This window comes from Ruegeria sp. HKCCD8929 (assembly GCF_013031405.1).
Lineage (GTDB): Bacteria > Pseudomonadota > Alphaproteobacteria > Rhodobacterales > Rhodobacteraceae > Ruegeria.
On sequence record NZ_WPZY01000002.1, the window covers coordinates 456,818 to 473,490 of the forward strand.

The window sequence follows — 16,673 nt, forward strand, 5'->3', positions numbered from 1 at the left end:
GATGTCCCGGATCCCTGCGGCCCTGGGCGGCGTGTTGCTGGCCACGTCAGCAACGGCGCAGACCTTGATCAGCCCGGAGGATTTCCTGGATGCCGCAGAAGGCAAGACACTCAGCTTCTATGAGGTCAGGAGCGGCGAACTGGTCGGGGTGGAGCAATTCCTCGACCGTTCGCGTTCGGTCTGGAAACAGGTGGGCGAGCACTGCGTTTATGGCCGGATCAGCACGCCCGATGGTCGGATTTGCTTTCTCTATGACAATAATCCGGACCGCCAGCCGGTTTGCTGGTGGCCTTTCATACAGGGTGATCGGCTGATGGTGCGCCTTGCCACGTTTCTGGATGCAGAGATCCAGGAAGTTCGCTCGATCACGAGTGATCCAATCTCGTGCCCGGGTGAGTTGACGAGCTGAAGAATTTGGTTGCGGCGCAACGATTTATCCCGCAAGATATCCACAAGGCCCGACAGAGGCCCGGCGGCAGAACGAGCAGGATCTGCGCATTGGAAACCTGAATACGTCACGCATGGCGATGCTTCGCCGGGCGTGCTGCATTCGTATGCCTTGTGGTCAGTGTGCTGTGAGCCGCAACATTTGGCGGGCCCGGCGAAATGACGCCGGTTGCCGCCTTACTTTCTCCATATTTTGTGGTTTTGCGCGATTTTTGGCGTGACGTTTGGCAATTCGAAAGGTAGAGTCGGCTGTGGATAGGTAAGAAAAACCCCGTTTTCGCGGGGAAATATAATACAGGCGGACAGAGCATGACATTGAACCTTTCGATGCCCGGTCAGGATGAACTGAAGCCACGGATCACGGTATTTGGTGTAGGCGGGGCTGGCGGCAATGCCGTCAACAACATGATTGAGAAACAACTCGACGGCGTGGATTTTGTCGTTGCGAACACCGACGCGCAGGCGCTGCAGCAAAGCCAGTCGCAGGCCCGCATCCAGTTGGGCGTGAAAGTGACCGAGGGGCTGGGCGCGGGTGCCCGGGCCACCGTCGGCGCCGCGGCTGCCGAAGAGAGCATCGAACAGATCGTCGATCATCTGGCTGGCGCGCATATGTGCTTTATCACCGCCGGCATGGGCGGCGGCACCGGTACGGGTGCGGCGCCGATCATCGCGCAGGCCGCGCGTGAGCTGGGCGTGCTGACCGTCGGCGTGGTGACCAAACCGTTCCAGTTCGAAGGCGCCAAGCGGATGCGTCAGGCCGAGGACGGCGTGGATTCGCTGCAAAAGGTTGTCGATACGCTGATCATCATCCCGAACCAGAACCTGTTCCGCCTTGCCAACGAGAAAACCACCTTTACCGAGGCGTTCTCGATGGCCGACGACGTGCTCTATCAGGGCGTCAAGGGCGTGACCGACCTGATGGTGCGCCCGGGCCTGATCAACCTCGACTTCGCGGACGTGCGCGCGGTGATGGACGAGATGGGCAAGGCGATGATGGGCACCGGCGAGGCCGAGGGCGAAGATCGCGCCATTCAGGCCGCCGAGAAGGCGATCGCCAACCCGCTGCTGGACGAAATCAGCCTGCGCGGCGCCAAGGGTGTGCTGATCAACATCACCGGCAGCCACGATCTGACCCTGTTCGAGCTTGACGAGGCGGCCAACCGCATCCGCGAGGAAGTGGACCCGGACGCAAACATCATAGTCGGCTCGACGCTGGATACCGAGATGCAGGGCGCGATGCGTGTGTCGGTGGTTGCGACCGGCATCGACGCAACCGAAGTGCATTCGGATATCCCGGTGGCGCGCCGTCCGATGTCGGCCCCGCTGACCCGCAAGGTCTCGGCCGAGGAAGAGGCTCCGGCCGCTCCCGCCGCTCCGCGTGTGGTCGAAGAGCCGGTGGCCGAAACCGTTGCCGAACCGGTGGAAGAGCCGACCCTGTTCGAGAACATGGAAACCGCCGAAGCGCCGCGCGGAATGGATGAGGGCACCTATCGGTCCGAAGAGCCGCAGGTGATGGACGATGACGGCCTGCCGCCGCCGGTCTACCAGCAGCCCGCCGCCACGTTCCAGCCGCAAGCCGATGCGGTGGACAGCCCCGCAGAGGAGTTTGTGGCCCCCCGGGCGCCCGCGCCGGGCACCCCGTCGCCCGAGGCAATGCAGCGGTTGCAGGCCGCTGTGCAGAAAGTGCCCTCGGCCCAAAATCAGCAGGCCCGGCCCGCCGCACAGCCGCAGCCGGTGCAGCAACAGCAGCCGCCGCAGGACAAGCCGCGCTTTGGTTTCAACCGGCTGATCGACCGGATGACCGGCCACGCAGCCGACACTCCGGCGCAGCAGCCGCCGGTGCGGCAGCAGCCGGTTTTGCGCCAGAATGACGCTACGGCACCTGCGCCGACCGAGGCCGACCCGGATCAGGAGCGGATCGAAATCCCCGCATTCTTGCGCCGTCAGGCCAACTGACAGCGATAACAAAGTAAGGGAAAAGGGTCGCCAGCGGGCGGCCCTTTTTCCTTTGGAACCAAATGGTTGAAACGCTGCAAGCAGGGTTTTGCCGATGTGTTACATCCATGTTTCATTCGGTTGCAAAGAGTGAGTTGTGCGTAACGCGCCCCTCCCTTACCTCAGGATCAACCCAACCCGCCGCGGTTGGACACAGCGCCTTGAGGTTCACATTGCAACACACGCTTAAATCCTCGGTCATGTTCAAAGGCACCGGTCTGCACAGCGGCCGGCCGGCCACGATGGTGCTGTGCCCGGCGGCTGCCGGGTACGGCATCTGGTTCAAACGGACCGATATCGAGCTTGGTGATGCGATGATCCCGGCGGCCTATGACGTGGTCGAGCGGTCCCCGCTCTGCACCCGTCTGGTCAACGACGCGGGCGTCTCGGTTTCCACCGTCGAACACATCATGGCCGCACTGGCCGGATGCGGCGTGCACAATGCGCTGATCGAGATCGACGGCCCCGAGGTTCCGATCATGGACGGATCCTCGATCGCGTTTGTGCGCGGCATCGTCGCCTGCGGCGTGCGCCAGCAGGCAGCGCCGGTTCTTGCCTATGAGATCGTCGAGCCCGTAACGGTCGAGCGCGAAGGTGCGAAGGCGACGCTGCTGCCGTCCGACCGGCAGGAGATCGAGTTCCACATCGATTTCGATGACAAGGCCATCGGCAAGCAGAGCATGACGCTCGACATGCACAATGGCACATTCGCGCGCGAGCTGTGCGACAGCCGCACCTTTTGCCGCCGCGCCGATGTCGAGGCGATGCGCGCCAATGGCCTGGCCCTGGGCGGGTCGCTGGACAACGCGGTTGTGGTTCAGGATGACGAGGTTCTGACCCCGGGTGGCTTCCGTCACAAGGATGAGGCCGTGCGCCACAAGATGCTGGACGCGTTGGGGGATCTGTATCTGGCGGGCGGTCCCATTCTGGGCCGCTATGTGGGCGAGAAATCGGGCCACGCCATGACCAACACGCTGCTGCGCAAGCTGTTCGAGACGCCCGGCGCCGTGCGTCCCGTGCTGTGCACCCCGGAGCAGGCCGCGCGCCTGCCGGGATACGGAGTGGTTTGGGCTGAAATCCCGCAGGTTGCCTGACCTCCTGCAATTGTGTGATCAGGCCGATAAGGCGTTTTGCACCAGAATTATATGTGCTAGACCGATCCCCAATTCGGGGTTTGCCCCATGAACAAGACGACAAGGATGGGCGGTATGGTTGGCAGCAGGGCGGCAGTCAGACTCGCATGTGCGATTCTTCTGACAGCTACTTTGGCGGCATGTGGTGCACGGTCCGGGGCAGATCGAACCCAGAACCTCGAAGGGTTCACCCCCGAACAGATTTTCGAACGCGGCGAATACGAGCTGTCGCAGAGCCGGGCGGATGACGCGGCCTGGTACTTTGCCGAGGTCGAGCGGCTTTACCCCTATTCCAACTGGGCCAAGCGCGCGCTGATCATGCAGGCGTTTTCGTTCCATTCGGGCAAGGATTACCCCGAAAGCCGCGCCGCCGCGCAGCGCTATATCGACTTCTATCCCACCGATGAAGATGCGGCCTATGCCCAGTATCTGCTGGCGCTCAGCTATTATGACCAGATTGACGAGGTGGGCCGCGACCAGGGTCTGACCTTTCAGGCGCTGCAGGCGCTGCGCACCGTGATCGAGGTTTATCCCGACAGCGAATACGCCACCTCGGCGATCCTGAAATTCGATCTGGCCTTCGACCATCTGGCGGGCAAGGAGATGGAGATCGGGCGCTACTACCTGCGCCGCGATCACTTCACCGCCGCCATCAACCGTTTCCGCGTCGTGGTCGAGGATTTCCAGACCACCACCCACACCGCCGAGGCGCTGCACCGGCTGGTCGAGGCCTATCTCTCGCTGGGGCTGGTGAACGAGGCGCAGACGGCGGGTGCCATCCTCGGCTTCAACTACCAGTCCACCGAGTGGTATGAGCGCAGCTACAAGTTGCTGACCTCGCGCGGGCTCGACCTCAAGGATCGCGGCAACAACTGGCTGAGCCAGATCTATCGCCAGTCGATCAAGGGTGAATGGTTGTAGGCGCCATGCGGACACGCCTCGGACGGTGATCCCGATGCTGCGAGCGCTCGATATCCGCGACATGCTGATCATCGACCGGCTGGAACTGACGTTCCAGCCCGGGCTCAACGTGCTGACCGGCGAGACCGGGGCGGGCAAGTCGATCCTGCTGGATTCGCTGGGATTCGTTCTGGGCTGGCGGGGCCGGGCGGAGCTGGTGCGGCAGGGTGCGGCGCAGGGCGAGGTGGTGGCCGAGTTCGAACTGCCCGCCGATCACCCAGCCCATGAGGTGTTGGACGAGGCCGGGCTGCCCGGCGGAGAGGAATTGATCCTGCGCCGGGTGAACACCGCCGAGGGGCGCAAGACTGCCTGGGTCAATGACCGCCGCTGCTCGGGTGAGGTACTGCGGGCGCTGTCCGAGACGTTGATCGAGCTGCATGGCCAGCATGACGACCGGGGTCTGCTGAACCCGCGCGGCCATCGCGCGATGCTGGACGCCTATGCCGGGCTCGACGCAGCGTTGTCTGATACACGCAGTGCCTGGACCGAAATGAGCCGGGCGCGCAAGGCGCTGGAAGAGACCGAGGCCGCACTGGCGGCAATGCGGGCCGAAGAGGATTTCCTGCGCCATTCCGTGGCCGAGCTGGACCAGCTTGACCCGCAGCCCGGCGAAGATGCCGAGTTGGACGCCCGCCGCCGCATGATGCAGGGTGCTGAGCGCATCCGTGATGATGTGGCCCGTGCCTTTGCCCTGCTGGGCGGCGAGGGGGCCGAGGGCGCCATGGGCGACGCGCTGCGCTGGCTGGAAGGGGTGTCGGACAAGGCCGCAGGGCAATTGGAAGAGCCGATTGCCGCCCTTGGTCGCGCCATGATCGAACTGGGCGAGGCGCAGGACGGGGTCGAGACCTGCCTGCAGGCGCTGGATTTCAACCCGGCGGAACTGGAGGCGGCTGAGGAGCGTTTGTTTGCCATTCGCGCGCTGGCGCGCAAGCATGACGTGGCCCCCGACGATCTGGGTGGCTTCGCCGACACGCTAAGGGCGCGGCTGGGACAGCTTGATGCGGGCGACGCGGATCTGGCCGATCAGCGCGCCGCGCTGGCGGCGGCTGAGGACGCGTATGACACCGCTGCCGGGGCGCTGACCGCTGCCCGCGCCAAGGCCGCCGGTGCTTTGGACAAGGCGGTGATGGCGGAGCTGGCGCCGCTCAAGATGGAACGCGCGGTGTTCGAAACCCATGTGAGCGAAGCCGAACCGGGCCCCGAGGGCCGGGACATGGTGGCTTTTACCGTCGCCACTAACCCCGGCGCTCCTGCGGGACCACTCAACAAGATCGCCTCGGGCGGCGAACTCAGCCGTTTCCTGCTGGCGCTCAAGGTCTGCCTGACCGGCGATGACAGCGGTCGCACCATGATCTTCGACGAGATCGACCGGGGCGTTGGCGGCGCCACTGCCGATGCGGTGGGGCGGCGTCTGGCGGCGCTGGCCCATGGCGGACAGGTGCTGGTGGTGACCCACTCGCCGCAGGTGGCCGCGCGGGCCGCGCATCACTGGCGGGTGCAAAAACAGGTGGCCGATGGCCAGACGCTGTCGACCGTGGTGCCGCTGGACCCGGACGAGCGGGTGGACGAGATTGCCCGCATGGTCGCCGGCGACACCATCACTGACGAGGCCCGCGCCGCCGCCCGCGCGCTGCTCAGCGCCTGAACCGCGGCCTTGCCGCAACGCGGCCCTCACACTGTCGCGAACCCGCTTTTCTGTTTTGCGCGCGTAGCTTACTAAAGGTTAACCTGTGACCCGAGGGGGCGATGACGCAATCCACCCGCACTATCCTGAGCCAGCAGTTCAATCAGGCCCTTGCCGCGCTCAAGGATGCCTGGCGGGTGCTGCGCCATCGCGGGCCCAGCCAGATCCAGTTCTGGTTCATCGCGCTCGCCATCGGGATCGCCGCCGGGTTTGCGGCGCTGTTCTTTCGCGAGGGGATCGCGGCGCTGCAGGCCTATCTATACGGCACCGAGGATGTGCAATACCTGCACAGCTTTGCCGAACAACTGCCGTGGTACTGGATTCTGATCATACCGATTGTCGGCGGGCTGATCGTGGGGTTGATCCTGCACAATTTCACCGATGATGGCCGGGTACGCTCGGTGGCCGACGTGATCGAGGGCGCGGCGCTGACCGACGGGCGGGTCGAGACCCGGGCCGGTCTGGCCTCGATGCTGGCCTCGCTGATCACGCTCAGCTCCGGCGGTTCCAGCGGGCGCGAGGGGCCGGTGGTGCACATGGCCGGGGTGATCTCGACCTGGGTCAGCGAAAAGATCCATGCCGACGGCATCACCGGGCGCGACCTGCTGGGCTGTGCCGTGGCCGCTGCCGTCTCGGCCAGTTTCAACGCGCCGATTGCCGGGGCGCTCTTCGCGCTTGAGGTGGTCCTGCGCCATTTCGCCGTGCACGCCTTTGCCCCCATCGTCATCGCGTCGGTTGCGGGCACGGTGATCAACCGGCTGTCTTATGGCGACGTGACCGAGTTTGTGCTGACCACCCCCGGCTCGCTGCAGTTCTACGTCGAACTGCCCGCCTTCCTGCTGTTGGGGCTGATCTGCGGGCTGGTGTCTCTGGTGCTGATGCGGTCGATCTTCTTTGCAGAGGATATCAGCTCGCATGTCCAGAACCGCCTGTCGCTGCCGCGCTGGCTGCGTCCGGCAGTATCGGGGGCAATGCTGGGGCTGATCGCCATCTGGTTCCCGCATATCATCGGTGTGGGCTATGAGACCACGATCCTGGCGCTGAGCGGTGAACTGGCGCTGACCACCGCCATCCTGTTTGCCGTGATCAAGACCGGGGCGCTGGCCATCACCATGGGCGGGCGCATGGGGGGCGGGGTGTTTTCACCCTCGCTGATGATCGGCGCGCTGACCGGGCTGGCCTTTGGCCATATCGCCACCGGGCTGCTGCCGGATGTGTCGGGCACTTACGCGCTTTATGCCTTTGCCGGGATGGGGGCGGTGGCGGCTGCGGTGCTGGGGGCGCCGATCTCGACCACGCTGATCGTGTTCGAACTGACCGGCGACTGGCAAATCGGGCTGGCGGTGATGGTGTCGGTGTCGATGTCCACCGCGCTGGCGTCACGGCTGGTGGACCGGTCGTTCTTCCTGACCCAGCTCGAACGCCGCAACGTGCATCTGGCTGCCGGGCCGCAGGCCTATCTGCTGGCCATGCTGCGGGCAGGCGCGGTCATGCGGCCCCTGGGCGATCCGCGCGCCATCAGCACCGAGGAATGCCGCGATCTGATCGAGCAGGGCTTGTGTATCGAGGCCAGTTCCACCCTCGAAGCCGCCATGCCCTATTTCGACCGCGACGACGTTCCGTGCATCCCGGTGGTGATCCGGGACAAGGAAGGTGGAGAGGACCCGGTTGGTGTCCTCTATCACGTCGACGCGCTCAAGGCCTATAACCGTGCGCTGGCAGCAACGGCGGCAGAGGAGCATTCGTGACCGGCGCCACCTTCGGCAAGGCCGGACTTTCTTTTTCTGCTGCACTCGCATAACCTCTGCTGCAATGCATCATCCTTGGGGAGGGGAACACGGTGGCAGAAGAAGAAAAACCGCTGCTGATCAAGCGCTACGCCAGCCGGCGGCTCTATAACACCGAGACCAGCGACTATGTCACGCTCGAGGATATCGCCGGGTTCATCCGCGACGGGCGCGAGGTTCAGATCGTCGATCTGAAATCCGGCGATGACCTGACCCGGCAGTATCTGCTTCAGATCATTGCCGAACATGAAAGCCGGGGCGAGAACGTGCTGCCGGTGAATGTGCTCAACGATCTGGTGCGCAGCTACATGGTGCCGGGCGGTGGGCTGATGCCGCAATTCCTGCAAAGCTCGTTCGAGATGCTGCGCGAAAGCCAGGCCAAGATGGTCGAGAACATGAACGCCATGAACCCGATGTCCAAGATGCCCGGATTCGATGCGATGCAGGCGCAGCAACAGGCGTTCCTGAAGGCGATGACCAGCGGGTTGTCCGGAAATTGGTCCGCACCCGATCCCGCCGCAGAAGATGAGACGAAATCCAGCCAGGGCGAGGATCTGGACGAGATCAAGAAACAGCTTGCCGAGCTGCAGAAAAAGCTCTCCAAGCTTAGCTAGGCCCTGCCGACCCGGTCATGCCGGGTCAGGCCACAACTTCCGTCAGATTCAGGTGCCGTAGGCGGGCATTGCCTGCGTGGCTTCGCTCACCGCGTCCAGCAGGATGTCGGTGATCACGTCCAGCTCATCCCGTGTCAGGCGCACCGGCAGGCGCACGTCGCAGGCGCGCATCAGCATGGCGCGGGTCTGCGGCAGCTCGGTCTGCTCGGGCAGGAACTGCCAGTTCCAGAAGGCGCGTGCGTTGTCCGTGCTCATCCCGAACACCTGTACCTTGACCCCGCGCGCCTCGGCGGCGGCGGCAAAGGCGCGAGTCTCGGCCCCGTCCAGATCGACCAGATTGAACTGGATCGAATCCGGCGCCCGCCGTTCCGGTGCCAGCGGGTCGGGCACATGGAGATGGGGCGAGGTGTTCAGCCGTTCGGCCACGTAGTCGTGGTTGGCCAGCCCGTCGCGCACCCGCCGTGCCAGTTCGGGCAGCTGCGGGCGGATCACGGCGGCGTTCAGGTTGCTCATGCGCAGGTTATAAAGCGGCAGCTTGTTTTGCCAGCGGGCAAAGGCCTGCTCCAGCTCGGGCGAGTTGTCACCATGCGGGCCCTTGTGCTTTTTCCAGTTATGCTCATAGGCGCCCGACATGATCACCGCGCGAGCCACCAGATCGGCGTCGTCGGTGATCATGATGCCGCCTTCGCCGGCGTTGATCATCTTGTAGGATTGGAACGAGAAACAGCCCACCTTGCCGATGGTGCCGATATTGCGGCCATGCCAGGTGGTGCCCAGCGAGTGCGCCGCATCCTCGATCACCGGGATGCCGCGCGCATCGCACAGCTCCATGATGGCATCCATGTCCGAGGTATGCCCGCGCATATGGCTGATGATGACCGCCTGCACCCCGTCCAGCTTGGCGGCGAAATCACCCATGTCGATGCGGTAGTTCTGCCCCACCTCGCACAACACCGGCACGCAGTCGGCATGTACGACCGAGGACGGCACGGCGGCAAAGGTGAAACCGGGGATCAGCACCCGCGCGTCCCGCGGCAGACCCAGCGCCTTGAGCGACAGGAACAGCGCCGCCGAGCAGGACGACACCGCCAGCGCATATTTGCTGCCAAGCAGCTCGGCGAACTCGGCCTCGAGCAACGCGACGGGCGCATCCTGCGGCGCGGTATAGCGGAACAGGTCGCCGGATTGCATCAGCGCCTCGATGGCCTCACGCGCGGCGGCGGGGATGGGTTCGGCGTCATGAACGTTGGGAGGTTGGGTCATATTTGGAAATCCTGAATTCCACTTTTCGAAAAAGTAAATTCATGACGCGGCGATGCCAAGACCCTTTTGCCCCCATCGGCGAGAATTCACTGATCTGTGGCTTTCAGGCTCTCAGACGCCCAACCGGTCCCGCAGCGCGTACCAGGTCATGGCCAGCACCAGCAGCGGGCTGCGCAATGCAGGTCCGCCGGGAAAGGGCAGGGCCGGCACGCGCGAGAAGGTGTCGAACCCCTCGGCCTGCCCCTGAATGGCCAGCGCCATCAACTGCCCGGCATGGGTCGCGGTGCCGACACCATGGCCGGAATAGCCCGAGGCCGACAGAATGTTCGGCGCCACCCGCGCCAGATAGGGCATCCGCCGCATGGTGATGCCCAGCGTGCCGCCCCAGGCATAGTCGATCTTCACATCCCGCAGGTGCGGAAAGATCTCGGCCATCGGCTTGCGCACTTTGGCGGCGATGTCGGCGGGAAACCGATAGCCATAGCTCTCACCACCGCCAAACAGCAGACGCTTGTCGGCGCTGAGGCGGAAATAGTTGACCACGAATTTCGTGTCGGCCACCGCCACGTCCCGGGTCAGAACCTTTGCTGTTTCGTCCCCCAAAGGCTCGGTCGCCGCGATGAAATTGTTGATCGGCATCACCCGCGCCGCCACCTTGCGGTTCAGCGAACTCAGATAGCCATTGCAGGCCAGGATCACATGTGCGGCGATGACCCGGCCCTTGTCGGTTCGTACCGTTGCCGGGGTGCGCTCTTCGATGTGATGCACCTCGGTTTCTTCGAATATCCGTACTCCGGCAGCCCGCGCCGCCCGCGCCAGCCCCAGCGCATAGTTCAGCGGATGCAGATGCGCCGCCCCCATGTCCAGATACCCGCCCTTGTATGCGGGCGAGGGGCAGAGCGAATGTCCCTGCGCCGCGCCCAGCAGTTCGATCTGGTCATACTCATAGCGGTCCGCCAGATGCGCGGCATGGGCGTGCAACTCCCGCCGCTCGCCGTCGGACAGACCTAGCGTGGCCACGCCCGGCTTAAGGTCACAGTCGATTGCATGCCTTGCGATCAGGTCCTTGACCAGCGCCTTGGCATCCTCGGCCAGATCCCAGAGCCGAGCGGCATCCGCATCGCCCACCAGCCGCTCCAGATCCTCCTGATCCATCCGCTGCGCGCTGCCCAACTGCCCACCGTTGCGCCCCGATGCGCCAAAGCCCGCGCGATGCGCCTCGACCAGAACCACGTCGAACCCGGCCTCGGCCAGATGCAGCGCGGCCGACAGGCCGGTATAGCCGCCACCGACCACGCAGACATCCGCCCTGACCTCACCGCGCAGGGGGGCGCAACGCTCTGCCTGATGCGCCGTGGCCGCGTACCAACTGGGCGGAAATTCCCCCCGCCGGTCATTGGAATAGAGCAGATTCATCCCGCCCCCTGCTTCTTCTTGCTGCAAATACGCATATTCCGGCCCGGGCCAAAAGGCTCAGACGTTGAGCAGCAGATGCTCGCGCTCCCACGGGGAGATCACCTGCAGGAACTCCTCGTATTCGGCCCGTTTCACGATGGCGTAGACCCGCGCGAATTCCGGACCCATCACCTGATGCAGCGCCTCGGCCCCTTCGAACATATCAAGCGCGTTGCCCATCACCTGAGGAATGTCGCCCTCACCTTCGTAGGCGTCGCCATAGAACTGGCGGCGGGGGCGCTCCTGCTCGGTCAGGCCCAGATAACCGCAGGCCAGCGACAGGGCGATGCCCAGATACGGGTTGCAGTCCATGCCCGCGATCCGGTTCTCGATCCGACGCGCTTCCGGAGGGGACAGCGGCACGCGGATGCCGGTCGTGCGATTGTCGCGCGCCCATTCCAGATTGATCGGGGCGGCGTGATCCTTCACATAGCGGCGATAGGAATTCACATAAGGCGCCATCACCGCCAGACCGGCCGGCAGATGGTTCTGCAGACCCGCGATGAAGTGGTAAAACGCATCCGTCTCGCCGCCTTGCGGGCCGGAAAAGATGTTCTGCCCGGTCTCCGCGTCTATGATCGAGTGGTGGATGTGCATGGCAGACCCCGGCTCGTCCTCGATGGGTTTCGCCATGAAGGTGGCAAAACAATCGTGGCGCAGCGCCGCCTCGCGGATCAGCCGTTTGAAATAGAACACTTCATCGGCCAGCTTGACCGGATCGCCATGGCGCAGGTTGATCTCAAGCTGCCCTGCGCCGCCCTCCTGGGTGATGCCGTCGATCTCAAACCCCTGATGTTCGGCGAAGTCATAGATGTCGTCGATCACCGGGCCGAACTCGTCCACCGCCGTCATCGAATAGGCCTGCCGCGCCGCCGCCGGACGGCCCGAACGGCCCATCATCGGCTTGATCTCATGCGCCGGGTCCAGATTGCGGGCGACCAGAAAGAACTCCATCTCGGGGGCCACGATCGGCTCCCAGCCTTTCTTGTGATAAAGCTGCACCACCCGCTTGAGCACATTGCGCGGGCTGAACGGGATCGGCGCGCCGTCCCGGTCATAGGCGTCATGGATCACCTGCAGCGTCCAGTCTCCGGTCCAGGGCGCGGCGGAGGCGGTCGAGAAATCCGGCTTGAGGATCATGTCCTTTTCGATGAACCCGTCATCGCCGGCGGCTTCGCCCCAATCGCCGGTGATGGTCTGATAAAAGATGCTGTCGGGCAGGTGGAAATAGGACTGGCGCGCGAATTTCGAGGCAGGTACCGCCTTACCCCGCGCGATGCCGGGCAAGTCGGCGATGACGCATTCCACCTCGTCCAGGCGCCGCCCGTCCAGATAGTCCTGCGCCGCTTGCGGGAGGTTGTCCTTCCAATCGGCCATCAGGCCCTCTCTTTCTTGAAAAACGCGGCCATGAGATCGGCGATCTCGCGGCTGTCGATGGGGCCGTCCAGCCGGTCGCTGGCCTGCTGCAACAGAGCGTCGGGCACGACGCCCTTGCCCCGGGTGCGGATCAACCCATCCACGAAACTACTGTTGAACTCCGGATGCGGCTGGATCGTCCAGATCGTGTCGCCATAGGCCAGCACCGCGTTGCGGCAAAAGGCGTTCGAGGCCAGCACCTCGGCCCCATCGGGCAGATCCGTGACCTGATCCTGATGCCAGGCGTTGAGCGCCACCGTGCTGCCGTCCAGTTCATACTCCGTGCGCCCAACCGCCCAGCCGCCGGAGAACTTTTCGACCTTGCCCCCCAGCGCTTGCGCGATGATCTGGTGACCGAAACAGACGCCGATCAGCGGCAGCTTTGCTTCACGAATGTCACGAATCAGCGCCTCAAGCGGGGGTATCCATGCGTGGTCCTCATAAGCGCCGTGGCGCGACCCGGTGATCAGCCATCCCTCCGCGTCGATGGGGCTTTGCGGGAAGGTGCCGTCGACCACGGGATAGGTGTCAAACGTCAGCTCGTGCCCGTCCAGCAGGGTCTCAAACATCTGATCATAATCCCCTTCTGTTTTGATCAATGCATCGGGGGAGTGGCCGGTTTGGAGGATGCCGATTTTCATGTTTCACCAATTTGATCAAATTTAGCCTAACTGACTCAGACCGCCCAGGCAAGAGGGGTCACACGGCCTCGAGATAGCTCAGCCAGTGGGTCTCGGGTGCGCGCTCGGCGAAGCGGGCGATCTCCTGGCGCTTGGTCATGGCCAGGTAGCGGATCAGATCGGCGGGCAGGATGCGGGCGATCAGGGGATCGGCCTCAAACCGTGTGATGGCGGAGGGCCAGTCGGCGGCGAGCTGCGGCAGGCCGTCGATCTCGTAGGCGTTGCCGGTGATCGGGGCCGGAGGCTGCATGCTGTCCTCGATCCCCGCGAGCGCAGCGCCGAGGATGGCGGCCAGCATCAGGTAGGGGTTGGTGTCGCCGCCCGCGACACGGTGCTCGATGCGCCGCGCGGCAGGGGCGCCGCCGGGGATGCGGATCGCGGCAGTGCGGTTTTCGTAGGCCCAGCAGGCGCCGGTGGGTGCGTGGGCACCGGGCACGAGGCGGGTGTACGAGTTGCCGTGGGGCGCAAAGATCAGCGTGCTGGCGGGCATTGCCGCCAGACAGCCCGCAACCGCGTGGCGGAGCGTGTCCGTGCCTTGCGGTCCTCCATCGTCCAACACATTGTTGCCCGCGCTATCGACCACTGAGAAATGCACATGCATCCCGTTGCCGGCATCGTCCGGATAAGGCTTGGCCATGAAGGTGGCGGCAAAGCCATGCTTGCGCGCAAGCCCGCGCACCAAGGCCTTGAACAGCCACGTATCATCAGCGCAGCGCATTGCTTCCTGATGGTTGAGGTTGATCTCGAACTGGCCGATGCCGCTTTCCGAAATCGCGGTCTGGGCGGGGATGCCCATGGCCTCGCAGCCATCGTAAAGCTCGGTGAAGAAGGCGTCGAAAGCGTCCATCTCGGCCATGGACAGAACCGCCTCATCCTCCAGGCGGCGCCCAGTCAGCGGGTTGACCGGCGGGCGGGGCGTGTCGGAGGAGGCATCGAGCAGGGTGAACTCCAGCTCGGTCGCGGCGATGACGGACCAGCCGCGCGCGGCGTAGCGGTCGAGCACGGTTGCCAGCGCGTGGCGCGGGTCGCCGGCAAAGGGCTGGCCGTCATCGTGATGCATGCTCATGGGGACCAGTGCGGTGGGCGCGTCGATCCATGGCACCGGCACCGGGCCACGCCCGGTGGGGCGCAGCACGCCATCGGCATCGCCGCTTTCAAAGACCAGTGGGCTGCCGTCGATATCGGCGCCCCAGAGGTCCACGTTCAGCGCCGAGAAGGGCATCCGTACGGCGCCGGTGTCGAGCTTGGCGGCATAGGCCGAGGGCACCCGTTTGCCGCGCATCTGGCCGTTCAGGTCACAGGCGGCGACGCGGAAAGTGTGCAGATTGCTCAGGTCCATGGGGCTCTCCGATCCTCTTTCGCGCAGGTGTAGCGCGAGGCAGGGGCGTTGTCACTGTATTTGATCAAATTATTGTGGCGACGTAGGCCGGTGGTGCTGGTTTATGCGGGGCCGATTGGGTTCTGTCCGTTTCGTACATCATCCGCAGCAGGAGTTTCCGGCTTGTACAGGCGGGCATGGGACGGTGCCGTAGGAGCAATAGACACAGCAATCGCCCGGTTTGGGGTGCAGGAGCGCCTTGCAGGCGCTGCATTCGTAGAACCACTGGCAGGCGTCGGTGGGCATCTGCCCGACCTGCGCGTGGCCGCATTCGGGGCAGGTGAGGGTGCTTTGGAGTTGGGGGCCGGTCATGGGATCTGTGGGTGCCCTTGGTTGGTGTTGTGATGGTAGCGGGGAAGGGGCTGTGAGGCCAGAAGCGCGGGATTGCGTTTGGTCAGCGTGACCGTCGTGTGCGCCGCTGGATGTAGCGCGGCCAGGGCGAACCGAGAGGGCAGATACGGTGGGTGAGATGGACGCTCAGATCTGGGCGCCCAGCCCGGAAACAAGGCACGCGGTGCCGCCGGGCAGCGGTCGTTTGTGTTGCGCCATTGGTCCGAGCACCAATGGCGACACCGCCCCTATGGCGGGCGCTATTTTGGCATAGGCGGTGTGGTCTGAGTTCGGGTGCGTTGGCACCATGAAGGGGAGACCGTTGAGAGCAGGAGGCCGACCAGCAGTCGGTCGCTGCCCTGTGTTCGGGCTTGTGGTTGTAGTTTCTTCTGGGTTGGACGGTTGCTGGGAGGTTTGCGTTCGAAATCCCGCGAATGGTGACCAAAGTCGGGAGTGAGCCCAATGTGTTCACTGCTGCACCATGCACGAATGTCCGATCTTTCGCAATTCGGCCAAAAGTGATTATTTTAGCGCCGAAAAACTGACGTAGATAGTTCCGGCGCGCAGCCCTTCGCGAAATGATTAATTCTGCCCCGCATCGAGCGCGTCATTCGCACCTTCGGCCTCGGCGAGCGGGGGCTTCCATTCGCAGCCAGGATCAGGGTCAATGGGGTCGACATGGCTCCATTCCACAGGAAGTACGCTAGGTGTAAGGAAAATTCTCTCCACATCATCTGGATTCGCTTGTAGCCAGCCGAGCCAACGACCGTAGAACTCTTCGTCTGGCAGTGACCTTCCCCCGCGATCAGGGCCGGTTTGATCTGGAATCTTCCGGTTGGGTGTCAGTGTCGAGCGGCAGCGTGGAGACCGCAAGAGTCTCAAGCGCTGGCGCGGTAGTTTTCATCAGGAACTCCGTTGGTGATAGATATCCGAGCGCGGAATGTGGGCGCTTGGTGTTGTAGTGATTTCGCCATCGGCCGATTTCCTCGCGGGCGTGGCGCAGTGATCGGAACCAGTGAAGGTTGAGACATTCGTCCCGGAACTTGCCATTAAAACTCTCGACGAAGGCGTTTTGCACCGGCTTGCCAGGCTCGATGAACCGCAGACGCACGCCGGTCCGCTCAGACCAGTCGAACATGGCCTTGCTTGTGCCTTCTGGGCCGTTATCGAGGATGATCTCTTCGGGCAGACCAATGCGCCACGCTAGGTCATCCAGGAACCGCACAACGCGGGCGCCAGGGATCGACACATCGACAATCTGGCCCGGACAGAACCGGCTGTGATCGTCCACGATATTGAGCACCCGGAACCTACGGCAGTCCGCAAGTTGATCGCTGATGAAGTCCAAAGACCATCTTTGCATCGGCCTTTCCGGGACTTGAGGCGCAATGCGGTCGCGCCTGGGCAGCTTGCGCCGCTTCTTGGTGCGAACCTGCAAGCCATGCTCGGTGTAGAGCCGATACGTGCGCTTGTGGTTCACCACGAGACCTTCCCGACGCAACATTGCGTGCAGGCGCAGGTAGCCGTATCG

The 16,673-nt window shown here is 63.9% G+C and carries 13 protein-coding genes and 1 pseudogene; 7 read left to right on the forward strand and 7 right to left on the reverse strand.

Going from position 1 to position 16,673, the window contains the following annotated elements:
* The first annotated feature begins 1 nt into the window (after position 1).
* The 7 genes from GOX53_RS04895 (at position 2) to phaR (ending at position 8,620) form a co-directional block, all read left to right on the forward strand.
* Positions 2-409, forward strand: coding sequence for a hypothetical protein (locus GOX53_RS04895; RefSeq protein ID WP_171173952.1), 408 nt, complete (start codon positions 2-4; stop codon positions 407-409).
* Between the two features lie 347 nt (positions 410-756).
* Entirely contained in the window at positions 757-2,403 is a 1,647-nt protein-coding gene (gene ftsZ / locus GOX53_RS04900) for a cell division protein FtsZ (protein WP_171173954.1), read from the forward strand.
* A 212-nt stretch (positions 2,404-2,615) separates the two neighbouring features.
* Positions 2,616-3,536 carry a UDP-3-O-acyl-N-acetylglucosamine deacetylase gene (gene lpxC, locus GOX53_RS04905; RefSeq protein WP_254446460.1) on the forward strand — a complete coding sequence of 307 codons (921 nt, stop codon included), beginning with the start codon at positions 2,616-2,618 and terminating at the stop codon, positions 3,534-3,536.
* A gap of 114 nt (positions 3,537-3,650) precedes the next feature.
* Positions 3,651-4,496: an outer membrane protein assembly factor BamD gene (locus GOX53_RS04910; RefSeq protein WP_171174038.1), complete on the forward strand. Its 846-nt coding sequence runs from the start codon at positions 3,651-3,653 to the stop codon at positions 4,494-4,496.
* 34 nt (positions 4,497-4,530) lie between these two features.
* Positions 4,531-6,180, forward strand: a complete 1,650-nt coding sequence (gene recN / locus GOX53_RS04915) for a DNA repair protein RecN (RefSeq protein WP_171173958.1) — start codon at positions 4,531-4,533, stop codon at positions 6,178-6,180.
* A gap of 101 nt (positions 6,181-6,281) precedes the next feature.
* Positions 6,282-7,967, forward strand: coding sequence for a chloride channel protein (locus GOX53_RS04920; protein WP_171173960.1), 1,686 nt, complete (start codon positions 6,282-6,284; stop codon positions 7,965-7,967).
* 92 nt (positions 7,968-8,059) lie between these two features.
* Entirely contained in the window at positions 8,060-8,620 is a 561-nt protein-coding gene (phaR, locus tag GOX53_RS04925; protein WP_171173962.1) for a polyhydroxyalkanoate synthesis repressor PhaR, read from the forward strand.
* Positions 8,621-8,668: 48 nt separating this feature from the next.
* Here the strand turns inward: phaR and GOX53_RS04930 are convergent, their stop codons facing one another.
* The 7 genes and pseudogenes from GOX53_RS04930 to GOX53_RS04955 form a co-directional block, all read right to left on the reverse strand.
* Entirely contained in the window at positions 8,669-9,883 is a 1,215-nt protein-coding gene (locus tag GOX53_RS04930) for a DegT/DnrJ/EryC1/StrS aminotransferase family protein (protein ID WP_171173964.1), read from the reverse strand.
* Between the two features lie 111 nt (positions 9,884-9,994).
* Entirely contained in the window at positions 9,995-11,299 is a 1,305-nt protein-coding gene (locus GOX53_RS04935) for an FAD-binding oxidoreductase (protein WP_171173966.1), read from the reverse strand.
* A 57-nt stretch (positions 11,300-11,356) separates the two neighbouring features.
* Positions 11,357-12,715, reverse strand: coding sequence for a glutamine synthetase family protein (locus tag GOX53_RS04940; RefSeq protein WP_171173968.1), 1,359 nt, complete (start codon positions 12,713-12,715; stop codon positions 11,357-11,359).
* Positions 12,715-13,395, reverse strand: a complete 681-nt coding sequence (locus GOX53_RS04945) for a type 1 glutamine amidotransferase (protein WP_171173970.1) — start codon at positions 13,393-13,395, stop codon at positions 12,715-12,717. The genes GOX53_RS04940 and GOX53_RS04945 overlap by 1 nt, the downstream gene beginning before the upstream one ends.
* A 58-nt stretch (positions 13,396-13,453) precedes the next feature.
* On the reverse strand, positions 13,454-14,773 hold the full coding sequence (locus GOX53_RS04950; RefSeq protein WP_171173972.1) for a glutamine synthetase family protein: 1,320 nt from the start codon (positions 14,771-14,773) through the stop codon (positions 13,454-13,456).
* Between the two features lie 138 nt (positions 14,774-14,911).
* Complete coding sequence (locus GOX53_RS29760) at positions 14,912-15,124, reverse strand: GDCCVxC domain-containing (seleno)protein (RefSeq protein WP_254446461.1); 213 nt, start codon at positions 15,122-15,124, stop codon at positions 14,912-14,914.
* Positions 15,125-16,049: 925 nt separating this feature from the next.
* Positions 16,050-16,673, reverse strand: a pseudogene (locus GOX53_RS04955) (IS3 family transposase); the annotation flags it as partial.